General features: G+C 63.2%; 10 protein-coding genes. 9 read left to right on the forward strand and 1 reads right to left on the reverse strand.

What is annotated here, in order from left to right; all coding sequences use genetic code 11:
- Nucleotides 1-7: 7 nt before the first annotated feature.
- The 9 genes from algK (at nucleotide 8) to AC5O5R_RS22920 (ending at nucleotide 12,039) form a co-directional block, all read left to right on the forward strand.
- A complete protein-coding gene (gene algK / locus AC5O5R_RS22880; protein WP_172227169.1) occupies nucleotides 8-1,435 on the forward strand; it encodes an alginate biosynthesis TPR repeat lipoprotein AlgK in 1,428 nt (475 codons plus the stop codon).
- A complete protein-coding gene (locus tag AC5O5R_RS22885; RefSeq protein ID WP_494514755.1) occupies nucleotides 1,432-2,910 on the forward strand; it encodes an alginate export family protein in 1,479 nt (492 codons plus the stop codon). Before algK ends, AC5O5R_RS22885 begins: the two co-directional genes overlap by 4 nt.
- A gap of 15 nt (nucleotides 2,911-2,925) precedes the next feature.
- Complete coding sequence (gene algG, locus AC5O5R_RS22890; protein ID WP_172230684.1) at nucleotides 2,926-4,485, forward strand: mannuronan 5-epimerase AlgG; 1,560 nt, start codon at nucleotides 2,926-2,928, stop codon at nucleotides 4,483-4,485.
- A 13-nt stretch (nucleotides 4,486-4,498) separates the two neighbouring features.
- Complete coding sequence (locus AC5O5R_RS22895; RefSeq protein ID WP_172230687.1) at nucleotides 4,499-5,941, forward strand: alginate O-acetyltransferase; 1,443 nt, start codon at nucleotides 4,499-4,501, stop codon at nucleotides 5,939-5,941.
- Between the two features lie 7 nt (nucleotides 5,942-5,948).
- Nucleotides 5,949-7,052 carry a mannuronate-specific alginate lyase gene (locus AC5O5R_RS22900; protein ID WP_172230690.1) on the forward strand — a complete coding sequence of 368 codons (1,104 nt, stop codon included), beginning with the start codon at nucleotides 5,949-5,951 and terminating at the stop codon, nucleotides 7,050-7,052.
- A 208-nt stretch (nucleotides 7,053-7,260) separates the two neighbouring features.
- Nucleotides 7,261-8,718: an MBOAT family O-acyltransferase gene (locus AC5O5R_RS22905; RefSeq protein ID WP_172285686.1), complete on the forward strand. Its 1,458-nt coding sequence runs from the start codon at nucleotides 7,261-7,263 to the stop codon at nucleotides 8,716-8,718.
- A 10-nt stretch (nucleotides 8,719-8,728) separates the two neighbouring features.
- Entirely contained in the window at nucleotides 8,729-9,886 is a 1,158-nt protein-coding gene (locus AC5O5R_RS22910; RefSeq protein WP_172220749.1) for an alginate O-acetyltransferase, read from the forward strand.
- A 16-nt stretch (nucleotides 9,887-9,902) separates the two neighbouring features.
- Nucleotides 9,903-10,550, forward strand: coding sequence for an alginate O-acetyltransferase AlgF (locus tag AC5O5R_RS22915; RefSeq protein ID WP_172220752.1), 648 nt, complete (start codon nucleotides 9,903-9,905; stop codon nucleotides 10,548-10,550).
- A gap of 34 nt (nucleotides 10,551-10,584) precedes the next feature.
- Nucleotides 10,585-12,039, forward strand: coding sequence for a mannose-1-phosphate guanylyltransferase/mannose-6-phosphate isomerase (locus AC5O5R_RS22920; protein WP_172220833.1), 1,455 nt, complete (start codon nucleotides 10,585-10,587; stop codon nucleotides 12,037-12,039).
- Nucleotides 12,040-12,121: 82 nt separating this feature from the next.
- On the opposite strand, the gene AC5O5R_RS22925 is transcribed toward AC5O5R_RS22920, so the two are convergent.
- Nucleotides 12,122-12,550: a hypothetical protein gene (locus AC5O5R_RS22925; RefSeq protein ID WP_172220755.1), complete on the reverse strand. Its 429-nt coding sequence runs from the start codon at nucleotides 12,548-12,550 to the stop codon at nucleotides 12,122-12,124.
- Nucleotides 12,551-12,766: the final 216 nt, after the last annotated feature.

A 12,766-nucleotide genomic window follows, 5' to 3' on the forward strand; every position in this document is an offset into this window, starting at 1 on the left:
TCACCACATGATTCCCTACAAGAAAAGCGCCAGCCTGGGCCTGTGTGCCCTGGCTGCAGCCATCGCCTTGGCCGGTTGCGCCGGTCTGCCCGACCAGCGCCTGGCCAACGAAGCCATGAAGCGCGGCGACACAGCGCTGGCCGAGCGCAACTACAAGGCCCTGGCCGACCTGGGCTACAGCGAAGCGCAAGTGGGCCTGGCCGACATCAAGGTCGCCAGCCGCGACCCGTCGCAAATCAAGGAAGCCGAGGCCACCTACCGCGCCGCTGCCGCCACGTCGCCACGTGCTCAGGCACGCCTCGGGCGCCTGCTGGTGGCCAAGCCCGACAGCACCCAGGCCGAACGCGAAGAAGCCGAAACCCTGCTCAAGCAAGCGGCCCGCCAAGGCGAAAGCAACACCCTGATCCCGTTGGCGATGCTCTACCTCAGCTACCCACAGAGCTTCCCCGCGGTCAACGCGCAGCAGCAGATCGACCAGTGGCGCGCCGCCGGCAACCCGGAAGCGGGCCTGGCCCAGGTGCTGCTGTACCGCACCCAGGGCACCTACGACCAGCACCTGGGCGAGGTCGAGAACATCTGCAAGGCGGCGCTGAACAGCACCGACATCTGTTACGTAGAACTGGCCACCGTGTACCAGAAGCGTGCCCAGGCCGACCAGCAAGCCGCCCTGCTCGGCCAGCTGAAATCCGCCTACGCCCGCGGCGCCGTGCCGGCCACCCGGGTCGACAGCGTCGCCCGGGTGCTGGCCGACCGCAGCCTCGGCCAGACCGACGAGAACACCGCCAAGGCCCTGCTCGAGCAGGTGGCACCGGCCAACCCGGCATCCTGGGTCAGCCTGGCGCAGCTGGTATACGACTTCCCCGAACTGGGCGACACCGACCAGTTGCTGGCCTACATCGACAAGGGCCGCGAAGCCGAACAGCCACGTGCCGAACTGCTGCTGGGCCGCCTGTACTACGAAGGCAAGACCCTGCCGGCTGACGCCAGCAAAGCCGAACAGCACCTGCAGGCAGCTGCCGATGCCGGCGAGATCAGTGCCCATTACTACCTCGGCCAGCTGTACCGCCGCGGCTACCTGGGCAATGTCGAACCGCAAAAAGCCGTCGACAACCTGCTGACTGCTGCCCGTGGCGGGCAGAACAGCGCCGACTACGCCCTGGCCCAGCTATTCAGCGAAGGCCACGGCATTCGCCCGCAACCGGGTGACGCGTGGGTATTTGCGCAGCTGGCCCAGGCCAACCCGACGCCGCAGTCCGCCGAACTGCTGCAGCAGCTCGATCAGCAACTGACGCCTGAGCAGCGCAACCAGGCCCGGCAACTGCTGGCGCAAGAGCAGCAGGCACGCGGCAGCATGAGTCAGGGCGCCAACAGCACCCTGGCCATCGAAGCCCTGCAAGACGACGAAAAAGAAGTAGACGGTGAGGACTCGCTATGACGCTCAATCCCTTCGTGAAAGCCGGCATCGGCCTGAGCTTCGCCCTGCTGTGGTCCTGCCCGACCCTGGCGGAAATGACCGCTGAAAAAAACTTTGGCCTGGATGTGAAAATCACCGGCCAGTCAGAAGACGACCGTGACCTGGGCACCCGCTCGGGCGGCGACGTCAACGGCCTGGGCCTGGACCTGCGCCCCTGGGTCTACGGCGAACGCGGCAACTGGAGCGCCTACGCCATGGGCCAGGCCGTCGCAGCCACCGACACCATCGAAACCGACACCCTGCGCCAGAATGACGACGGCACCAGCACCGACACTGGCGACGACAGCCGCCAGCCTGACAAAAGCTACCTGGCCATGCGCGAGTTCTGGGTCGGCTACAGCGGCCTCACCGCCTACCCGGGCGAGCAGTTGCGCCTGGGCCGCCAACGCCTGCGCAGCGACGACGGCATGTGGCGAGACACCAACATCGAGGCGCTGAACTGGACCTTCGACACCACCCTGCTCAAGGCCGACCTGGGCGTGGCCCAGCGCTTCAGCGAATACCGCACCGACCTCACCGAGCTGGCCCCGGAAGACAAGGACCGCACGCACATCTACGGCAACGTCGCCACGCAGTGGACCCCAGGTCACTGGGTCGGCGTGCGCGCCCACCACAGCCATGACAGCGGCAGCCTTAACAGCCCCGGCGAAACCGTCGACGCACTGGACAAGACCCGCACCGGCGACCTCACCTGGCTGGGCCTGGAGGCCAACAGCGACGCCTACAACTGGCGCAATGACCACACCGTCAACTACTGGGGCAGCGTCACCTGGCTGACCGGTGACCGCGACACCCTCAGCAGCCAGGCTGTCGGCAACGACCAAGTGGCTACCGGCAAGCAGAGCGGCGACGTCAACGCCTGGGCCACCGACCTGGGCATCCGCCTGCGCCTGGACCCGCAGTGGCAGGTCGGTGCGGCGTACGCTCGCGGCAGCGGCGGCGGTGGCGACGACGGCTCGAACAATTTCGAGCAGACCGGCCTTGAGAGCAACCGCTCCAACTTCACCGGCACCCGTTCGCGCGTGCACCGCTTCGGTGAAGCCTTCCGCGGCGAGCTGGGCAACTTGCAGGCCGCCACCCTGTTCGCCTCCTGGCAGTTGCGCGACGACTACGACGCCAGCCTCATCTATCACAAGTTCTGGCGTGTCGATGGCAACCAGAACATCGGCTCCAGCGGCATCAACGCGGTGGTCAACGACAACGGCGTCAACCGCCCCCTGGTCGACGGCGAAAAAGACCTTGGCCAGGAAATGGACGTGGTCGTGACCAAGTACTTCAAGCAAGGCCTGCTGCCCGCTTCGATGAGCCAGGCCATCGACGAACCGTCCGCCCTGGTACGCCTGCGTGCCGGCGTGTTCAAGCCGGGCGACGCCTATGGCAAGGAAGCGGACTCGTACATGCACCGCGCCTTCGTCGACGTCATCTGGCGCTTCTGAGGCCGAGGACCAGCCATGAACCTTCACCCGCACTTACGCCACAGCCTGTTGGCCAGCGCCTTGCTGCTGGCCAGCGGCCTGGTCGCTGCCGCAGAGCCCCAGGTGATCGCCAAGGAACTGCAGCAGGCCAAGACCTACACGATCTCCAGCGCGCCGATCGAGCCGCTGCAGATGGACCCGCCAAAGCTGCCCGACCTCACCGGTTTCACGGCCGAAGCGGTACAGAAGAAAATCGACCGCAGCCACAAAGGCAAGGTCAGCCTGCGCCGCATGTTCCAGGAGGACAGCCTCAAGGAGTTTATCGGCGGCGACAACAAGGCGGCCGAATGGGTACAGCGCCAGCACGGCATCCCGCAGGCGATCTTCGTCGATGACGGCCATGTCGACCTGGTCGAACTGAGCAAGAAGGTGCCCAGGCAGTACTTCAGCGAAGTCGAGCCTGGCGTGTACCTGGCGCGCCTGCCGATCGTGGTCGGGCAGAAGGGCATTCTCGAGATCGACGGCAAGGTCAAGCAACTGCGCCTGTCGCAGGAAGGCGGTTCGTTCCTGGTCAACGACGGCAAGCTGTTTGTCAGCGACACCCAGGTGACCGGCTGGCGTGAAAAGGACAACGGCCCGGCCACCTTCCGCTCGCCCAAGGAATTCCGCCCGTTCCTGCTGTCGTGGGGCGGCACCGAGACCTACATCGTCAACAGCAAAATGGCCAGCTTCGGCTACGCCAAGTCCAAGTCGTATGGCGTGAGCATTTCGCAGTACACGCCGAACATGGCCAAGCGCATGGGCCGCCCGGAGCCCACCGGCTGGATCATCGGCTCGGAGTTCAGCGACATGTGGTACGGCTTCTACTGCTACGAGACCCAGGATTTCGTGGTCAAGGACAGCACCTACCGCGACAACATCGTCTATGGCATCGACCCGCACGACCGCTCGCACCGCCTGATCATCGCCGGCAACACCGTGTACGGCACCAAGAAGAAGCACGGCATCATCGTTTCGCGTGAGGTGAACGACAGCTGGATCATCAACAACAAGAGCTACGACAACAAGCTCTCGGGCGTGGTGATCGACCGTAACAGCGTCAACAATCTGATCGCCTACAACGAGATCTACCGCAACCACACCGACGGCATCACCTTGTACGAAAGCGGCGACAACCTGATCTGGGGCAACAAGCTGATCAACAACCGTCGCCACGGCATCCGCGTGCGTAACAGCGTGAACATCCGCCTGTACGAGAACGTGGCCATGGCCAACGGCCTGGTGGGCGTGTATGGCCACATCAAGGACCTGTCCGACACCGACCGCGACATCGCCCTCGACCCGTTCGACACCAAGGTCTCGCTGATCGTGGTGGGTGGCGAGCTGGTGGCCAACGGCTCCGGCCCGCTGTCGATCGACTCGCCGCTGTCGGTCGAGCTGTACAAGGTCGCCATGCTCGCCCCGCGCAAGGCCAGCGGCATCAGCCTCAACGGCGTGCTGGGCGAGCGCCAGGACGAAATCCTCGACCTGCTGGTTCGCCAGCAGAAGGCTGTGCTGATCGACCCGGTCGAACGCCAGACCGAAATGATCGATTAAGGAAGCCCAGACCATGACTCCACACCTGATGAAACTGCTGGGCCTGTCCGCCGCCCTCCTGGCGATCAGCCAGGGCGTGCGCGCCGAAGAGGTCAAGGCCCCTTCCTTCAGCGCCGAGCCTTGCTGCCAGCTGTGCCCTGAAGCGCATGATGCCAGCCGCTATACCACCCGCTACCAACAGAACTTCACCACGCTGGTGCAGGCCAAGGGCGACTGGCTGTTCCGTACCCGCGAAGACCTGCGCACCGAGTTCAACACCACCCCGGCCGGCTACAAGCGGCTGCAGCAAGTGCACGACGCCTTCAAGAAGCGCGGCGTGGAACTGGTGGTGGTGTACCAGCCAACCCGTGGCCTGGTGAACCGCAACATGCTCAACCCGGCCGAAAAAGCCGCGTTCGACTACCAGAAGGCCCTGGGCAACTACCAAGCCATGCTCAAACGCTTCGCCAGCATGGGCTACAACGTCCCCGATCTGTCGCCGCTGACCAACGAGCAGCTGGCTGCCGCCGACCAGGGCAAGGACTTCTACTTCCGTGGCGACCAGCACTGGACCCCTTACGGTGCCCAGCGTGCGGCCAGGATCGTGGCCGATACCGTGCACCACATGCCGGCCTTCGAAGGCGTGCCGCGCAAGGAATTCGAGACTACCAAGTCCGGGCGCATGGGCAAGACCGGCACCCTGCACAACGTTGCCGGCCAGCTGTGCAACACCAGCTACGCCGTCCAGTACATGGACCAGTTTGCCACCGAGCCGAAAGGCTCCACCGGCGGCGGCGACGACCTGTTCGGTGACAGCGGCAACGCGCAGATCACCCTGGTCGGCACCAGCCACAGCGGCAAGAACTACAACTTCTCGGGTTTCCTCGAACAATACATCGGCGCCGACGTGCTCAATGTCGCCTTCCCTGGCGGTGGCCTGGAAGGCTCGATGATCCAGTACCTGGGCAGCGAGGAGTTCCAGAAAAACCCGCCGAAGATCCTGATCTGGGAATTCTCCCCGTTGTACCGCCTGGACCAGGAAACCATCTGGCGGCAAATCCTTGGCCTGCTCGACGACGGCTGCGACGACCGCCCGGCGCTGATGAGCGCCAGCGCCACCCTCAAGCCGGGCAAGAACGAGCTGATGGTCAACGGCAAGGGCGGCGTGATCAAGGACCTGATCAACCGCAACCTGCAGATGGACGTCAAGTTCGACGATCCGTCGGTGAAGGTGCTGCAGGCCACCCTGTGGTACCTCAACGGCCGCCACGAAGACATCAAGCTGGAAAAACCCGAGACCTCCGATACCGACGGCCGTTTCGTCTTCCAGATGCGCGAAGACGAGGACTGGGCCAGCCAGAGCCTGCTGGCGTTCGAAGTACAAGGGCCGGAAAACGGTACCCAGAAGGTCGAGGCCAAGCTCTGCAAACGCAACAACTTCGCCGTGCCTGCGCAAACCGCGCAGGCCGGCCAGTGAGGCGAACATGACTGTATCCAAGCGAATCTTCCGCCCTGCCCTGCTGGCCCTGGCGCTGTGCGCAGGCGCCGCGCAGGCTGCGCTGGTGCCCCCGCAGGGGTATTACGAGGGCATTGAAAAGCTCAAGACCGGCGACGGCAACTTCCGCTGCGAAGCCGCACCAAAGCCGTACACCGGCGCGCTGCAGTTCCGGAGCAAGTACGAGGGTTCGGACAAGGCCCGGGCGACGCTGAATGTCGCCTCGGAGAAGGCCTTTCGCGATTCCACTGCCGACATCACCACGCTGGAGAAAGGCGTCAGCAAGATGGTCGGCCAGTACATGCGTGACGGCCGCCCGGCGCAGCTCGATTGCACCCTGGCCTGGCTGGGCAACTGGGCACGCGCCGGTGCGCTGCTGTCCACCGACTACAACCACACCGGCAAGTCCATGCGCAAATGGGCGCTGGGCAGCATGAGCGGTTCGTGGTTGCGCCTGAAGTTCTCCAACTCGCAGCCACTGGCCGCGCACCAGGCCGAGGCCGAGCTGATCGAGAAGTGGCTCGCCCGCCTGGCCGAACAGACCGTGCGCGACTGGAGCGACCTGCCGCTGCAGAAGATCAACAACCACAGCTACTGGGCCGCCTGGTCGGTGATGGCCACCGCCGTGGCCACCGACCGTCGCGACCTGTTCGACTGGGCCGTGAAGGAATTCAAGGTGGGTGCCAACCAGGTCGACGAGCAAGGTTTCCTGCCCAACGAAATCAAGCGCAAGCAGCGTGCCCTGGCCTACCACAACTATGCCCTGCCGCCGCTGGCGATGATCGCCAGCTTCGCCCAGGCCAATGGCGTGGACCTGCGCAGCGAAAACAACTTCGCCCTGCAGCGCCTGGGCGAAGGCGTGCTGGCGGGCGCCCGCGACCCAAGCCATTTCAAGGCGCGGGCCGGTGAGAAACAGGACATGAAAGACCTCAAGGTCGACAGCAAGTACGCCTGGCTCGAGCCGTGGTGCGCGCTGTACCACTGCGTGGGCGACACGCTGGAGCGCAAGCATGAGATGCAGCCGTTCAACAGTTTCAGGCTCGGCGGCGATTTGACCCGGGTCTACGACCCGAGCGCAGAAAGCAAGAAGTAGCACACCCCAATGCGGGGGTGAAATCTGTGGGCGCTGGCTTGCCGGCGAGGGGCCGCGAAACGGCCCCTGACTACCGATGGGCAAGGCTTCGCCTTGCATCGCCGGCAAGCCAGCTCCCACAGAGGTACTAAGTTGCCTTCCGGTCTTGCGCTGGGGGGTTTGGGGGGCGCTTTGCCCTGGATGCTGTGAACAAATTAGGAGAACCGGGATGGTCTTCTCGTCCAACGTGTTCCTGTTCCTGTTCTTGCCGATATTCCTCGGCCTGTACTACTTGAGCGGGCAACGCTATCGCAACCTGCTGCTGCTGATCGCCAGCTACGTCTTCTATGCCTGGTGGCGGGTGGACTTCCTGGCCCTGTTCGCCGGGGTCACCCTGTGGAACTACTGGATCGGCCTGAAAGTCGGTGCCGCTGGGGTGCGCACCAAGCCGGCGCAGCGCTGGCTACTGCTGGGCGTGGGTGTCGACCTGGCGATCCTCGGCTACTTCAAGTACGCCAACTTCGGCGTCGACAGCCTCAACGCGATCATCAGCTCGTTTGGCCTGGAGCCGTTCATCCTCACCCATGTGCTGCTGCCGATCGGTATCTCGTTCTACATCTTCGAGTCGATCAGCTACATCATCGATGTGTACCGCGGCGACACCCCGGCCACCCGCAACCTGATCGACTTCGCGGCGTTCGTGGCGATCTTCCCGCACCTGATCGCAGGCCCGGTGCTGCGCTTCAAGGACCTGGTGGACCAGTTCAACAACCGCACCCACACCCTGGACAAGTTCTCCGAAGGCTGCACCCGCTTCATGCAGGGCTTCATCAAGAAAGTGTTCATCGCCGACACCCTGGCGGTGGTCGCCGACCATTGCTTCGCCCTGCAAAACCCCACCACCGGCGATGCCTGGCTGGGCGCCCTGGCCTACACCGCGCAGCTGTACTTCGACTTCAGCGGCTACAGCGACATGGCCATCGGCCTTGGGCTGATGATGGGCTTCCGCTTCATGGAAAACTTCAAGCAGCCGTACATCAGCCAGTCGATCACCGAGTTCTGGCGGCGCTGGCACATCAGCCTGTCGACCTGGCTGCGCGACTACCTGTACATCACCCTGGGCGGTAACCGCAAAGGCACCTTCAACACCTACCGCAACCTGTTCCTGACCATGCTGCTGGGCGGCCTGTGGCACGGTGCCAACTTCACCTACATCATCTGGGGCGCCTGGCATGGCATGTGGCTGGCGATCGAGCGGGCGCTGGGCCTGGACACCAACCCGCAGCGCTTCAACCCGGTCAAGTGGGCCTTCACCTTCCTGCTGGTGGTGGTCGGCTGGGTGATCTTCCGCGCCGAGAACCTGCACGTGGCCGCCCGCATGTACGGCGCCATGTTCAGCTTCGGCGACTGGCAGCTGTCGGAACTCAACCGCGCGCAGCTCACCGGCCTGCAGGTGGCCACCCTGGTGATCGCCTACCTCACCCTGGCGTTCTTCGGCCTGCGCGACTTCTACCGCAACGCCCGGCCGACGCCAACGGCCACCCCGGTGCAAATCAACAGCGACGGCTCGCTCGGCCTGGACTGGACCCGGGTAATGACCCGCGCCCTCGTCTTGCTGCTGTTCGTGGCCTCGATCCTCAAGCTCTCGGCGCAGAGCTACTCGCCGTTCCTGTACTTCCAGTTCTGAGGTGGATGACATGACCCGGACATTACGCATCACCTATTCGCTGTCGTTCCTCGGCCTGCTGGTGGGCATGGGCGCCTGGTCCACCGGTGGCCTGCAGAGCTTCCAGCGCACCGAGCAGATGACCCTGCTCAACGGCAAGCTGGCCAAGGCAGCCGAGACCCACTACGACGAAGAATTCCCGATCAAGCGCCTGGGCACCAACCTGTGGGCGGCGATGGACTTCAAGCTGTTCAACGAAGGCCGCCCCGGTGTGGTGCTGGGCCGCGACCAGTGGCTGTTCAGCGACGAAGAGTTCAAGCCCACCGCCGGTGCCGAGCAACTGATGCAGGAAAACCTGGCACTGATCCGCGGCGTGCGCGACACCCTGCAGCAGCACGGCAGCCAGCTGGTGCTGGCGATCGTGCCGGCCAAGGCGCGGGTCTATTCCGAGTATGTCGGTAAAGAAGCACCTGCCAGCCTGCATGACGACCTGTACAACCAGTTCCACGCCCAGGCACGCCAGGCCAACGTGTTCGCCCCGGACCTGATGGCACCGCTGGAGCAGGCCAAGGCCCGCGGCCAGGTATTCCTGCGCACCGACACCCACTGGACGCCAATGGGCGCCGAAGTCGTGGCCCAGGCCCTGGCCGAAGCGGTGGCGCGGCAAAGCCTGCTCGACGGCGAACCGCAGACCTTCATCACCGAAGCCGGCAATACCGCACCGTACAAGGGCGACCTGACCAACTTCCTGCCGCTTGACCCGCTGTTCAGCAACCTGCTGCCGGCGCCGGACACCCTGCAGCAACGCACCACCCGGCCTGCCGAGGCCGAGGGCGAAGGCGGCGATGCGCTGTTTGCCGACACGCAGATTCCGGTGGCGCTGGTAGGCACCAGCTACAGCGCCAACCCGCACTGGAACTTCCTCGGTGCGCTGCAACAGGCCTTGCGCAGCGACGTGGCCAACTACGCCGAAGACGGCCACGGCCCGCTGCTGCCAATGCTCAAGTACCTGCAAAGCGACGCCTTCAAGAACGCCGCGCCACAAGTGGTGGTGTGGGAATTCCCCGAACGTTACCTGCCTATGAAGAACGACCTGAGCAGCTTCGATCCGCAGTGGATCGCGCAGCTCAAGAACGCCCGTAAATCCGAAGAAAACCTGGCCTTGTCGTCCGCCCGGACGAACCATTGATAGAGAGGAAATGCACATGACTACCAAGACTTCCATTGCCAAAGCCCTCACCCTTGCGGCCGGCCTTTCCCTTGCGTCCATGCACGCCTTCGCCGGCGCCGACGCTGCGCTGTATGGCCCGACTGCACCCAAAGGCTCCACCTTCGTGCGCCTGTTCAACGCCGCCAGCGCACCGGCTGCTGCCAGCGTCGGCAACACCCAGATCAAGCAGGTTGGCGCCCAGGCCAGCAGCGACTTCAGCTTCCTGCCGGGCGGTGACTACACCGCCCAGGTCGGCGGCAAGAGCGTGCCGGTGAAGCTGGCCGCGGACAAGTACTACACCCTGGTCAACAGCAGCGGCGGCAACCCGAAGTTGATCGAAGAGCCACCGTTCAAGAACAAGCAGAAAGCCCTGGTTCGCGTGCAGAACCTGAGCGACCAGCAACTGACCCTGAAAACTGCCGACGGCAAGACCGAAGTGGTCAAGCCGGTGGCCGCCAACGGCCGTGGCGAGCGCGAGATCAACCCGGTCAAGGTCAGCCTGGCGCTGTACCAGGGCGACAAGAAAGTCGGTGACGTGAAACCCGTCGCTCTGGAGCGCGGCGAAGCTGCCGTGCTGTACGTAACAGGTTCCGGCAACAGCTTGTCGCCGGTGTGGGTAACTCGCCCCGTGGCTAGCAACTGATCCCCTGCCTCTAAACGACTATTGGAGAAACATGATGATCCCGGTAATTCTTTCTGGTGGTAGCGGTTCGCGTCTGTGGCCTCTGTCGCGCAAGCAGTTCCCCAAGCAGTTCCTGGCCCTGACCGGTGAACACACCCTGTTCCAGCAAACCATCGAGCGCCTGGTGTTCGAAGGCATGGACGCGCCGATCGTGGTCTGCAACAAGGACCACAAGTTCATCGTCCAGGAGCAGCTGAGCGCACTGAAGCTGGAAACCCAGGGCATCCTGATGGAACCGTTCGGCCGCAACACCGCGCCGGCCGTGGCCATGACTGCCATGAAACTGGTCAATGAAGGCCGCGACGAGCTGATGCTGGTGCTGCCCGCCGACCATGTGATCGATGATCAGAAAGCCCTGCAACGTGCCCTGGCCCTGGCCACCGTGGCCGCCGAGCGTGGTGAGATGGTGCTGTTCGGCGTGCCGGCAACCCGGCCGGAAACCGGCTACGGCTACATCCGTTCCAGCCAGGACGCGTTGCTGCCCGAAGGCGTGGCACGCGTTGCGCAGTTCGTCGAGAAGCCCGACGAAAAACGCGCCGCCGAATTTGTCCAGGCCGGTGGCTACTTCTGGAACAGCGGCATGTTCCTGTTCCGTGCCAGCCGCTTCCTCGAAGAGCTGAAAAAGCACGACGGCGACATTTACGACACCTGCGTGCTGGCCCTGGAGCGCAGCGAAGAAGACGGCGATGTGCTGAGCATCGACGAGGCAACGTTTGCCTGCTGCCCGGACAATTCCATCGACTACGCGGTGATGGAAAAAACCCAGCGTGCCTGTGTAGTACCGATGTCGGCTGGCTGGAGCGACGTGGGCTGCTGGTCGTCGCTGTGGGAAGTGCACGAGAAAGACCACAATGGCAACGTTACCAAGGGCGATGTGGTGGTGCAGGACAGCCACAACTGCATGATCCACGGCAACGGCAAGCTGGTGTCGGTGATCGGCCTGGAGAACATCGTGGTGGTGGAGACCAAGGACGCCATGATGATTGCCCACAAGGACAAGGTCCAGGGCGTCAAGCAAATGGTCAAGACCCTGGACGAGCAGGGCCGCAGCGAAACCCAGAACCACCTGGAAGTGTATCGCCCGTGGGGCTCGTACGATTCGGTGGACATGGGCGGCCGCTTCCAGGTCAAGCACATCACCGTCAAACCGGGCGCCAGCCTGTCGCTGCAGATGCACCACCACCGTGCCGAGCACTGGATCGTGGTGTCCGGCACGGCCGAGGTCACCTGCGACGAGAACGTGTTCCTGCTGACCGAGAACCAGTCGACCTACATTCCGATCGCCTCGGTGCACCGCCTGCGCAACCCGGGCAAGATCCCGCTGGAGATCATCGAGGTGCAGTCCGGCAGCTACCTGGGCGAGGATGATATCGAGCGCTTCGAGGATGTGTATGGGCGAACCTCCACGCCGGTCGAGCGTGGGGTTTCGGTGAAGACCATCGCGCAGTAAAGCGCAGTCGATAAATGCACAAACCCGCTGCGGGCTTTACCGTAGCGGGTCTGTCCAAGGGCATCACGCCCGAAAGAAAAAATTAAAAGTTTACGCAGTAATGCCCTTGTGACATTTCATACGTTACCTCCCCGACTGCAAAGCTCAGACGATAGTTGAAGCTGAGTTGTTGGCCCGGTTGCCATTTCATGTTTTCCACAACCAGGTTTCTCGCGTTATACAAACCCGCACCCAAATTACCAAATGCCCGATAGATAATAAATTCTCCATCGCGATCTATGCCGGCGCGGAAGAAGACGCCCAGTTTCCCGTTGTTCAGATTTTCATACGCCCGCAAGATCATACCGCCCTCAGAAGCCTCCGAAATCTCAGGCGACTCGGTATAGTAACTGTTGTGACCGAGGTAAGCCGGAGAGAGCGCCGCAGTGCTCTTGCCTTTAAGCGCTTTCCACTGTGCGGTCATCATTTCCGGTTCAAATTCCACGCCCTGTTTTTCCTGAATGTTCATCATGTTCTGTTCACTCGCACGTTGTTGATAAATTCAAATGACATTAACTGGGCCTTAGTGCCCTGAAGACCCACGCCCGAAAATGTTTTATTTTCAGTGGCGAGAAAAAATTTATGAGAATTTGCGCTCTGCTGCTACTCACAGTGTTGGGAGTTACAGATAGCATCGCAATGTGATTGCGCTGACTTTCGAGCGCATGCGCTGCACGTGGCGTAGCGC

It is taken from the genome of Pseudomonas sp. 8_5_2, assembly GCF_059295255.1.

What these genes read in the sequence shown, in the direction of transcription:
- AC5O5R_RS22910 (WP_172220749.1), top strand. Translation starts at nt 8,729, where the DNA reads ATGACCCGGACATTACGCATCACCTATTCGCTGTCGTTCCTCGGCCTG.
- AC5O5R_RS22895 (WP_172230687.1), top strand. Translation starts at nt 4,499, where the DNA reads ATGACTCCACACCTGATGAAACTGCTGGGCCTGTCCGCCGCCCTCCTG.
- algG (WP_172230684.1), top strand. Translation starts at nt 2,926, where the DNA reads ATGAACCTTCACCCGCACTTACGCCACAGCCTGTTGGCCAGCGCCTTG.
- AC5O5R_RS22920 (WP_172220833.1), top strand. Translation starts at nt 10,585, where the DNA reads ATGATCCCGGTAATTCTTTCTGGTGGTAGCGGTTCGCGTCTGTGGCCT.
- AC5O5R_RS22915 (WP_172220752.1), top strand. Translation starts at nt 9,903, where the DNA reads ATGACTACCAAGACTTCCATTGCCAAAGCCCTCACCCTTGCGGCCGGC.
- AC5O5R_RS22900 (WP_172230690.1), top strand. Translation starts at nt 5,949, where the DNA reads ATGACTGTATCCAAGCGAATCTTCCGCCCTGCCCTGCTGGCCCTGGCG.
- AC5O5R_RS22885 (WP_494514755.1), top strand. Translation starts at nt 1,432, where the DNA reads ATGACGCTCAATCCCTTCGTGAAAGCCGGCATCGGCCTGAGCTTCGCC.
- AC5O5R_RS22905 (WP_172285686.1), top strand. Translation starts at nt 7,261, where the DNA reads ATGGTCTTCTCGTCCAACGTGTTCCTGTTCCTGTTCTTGCCGATATTC.
- algK (WP_172227169.1), top strand. Translation starts at nt 8, where the DNA reads ATGATTCCCTACAAGAAAAGCGCCAGCCTGGGCCTGTGTGCCCTGGCT.
- AC5O5R_RS22925 (WP_172220755.1), bottom strand. Translation starts at nt 12,550, where the DNA reads ATGATGAACATTCAGGAAAAACAGGGCGTGGAATTTGAACCGGAAATG.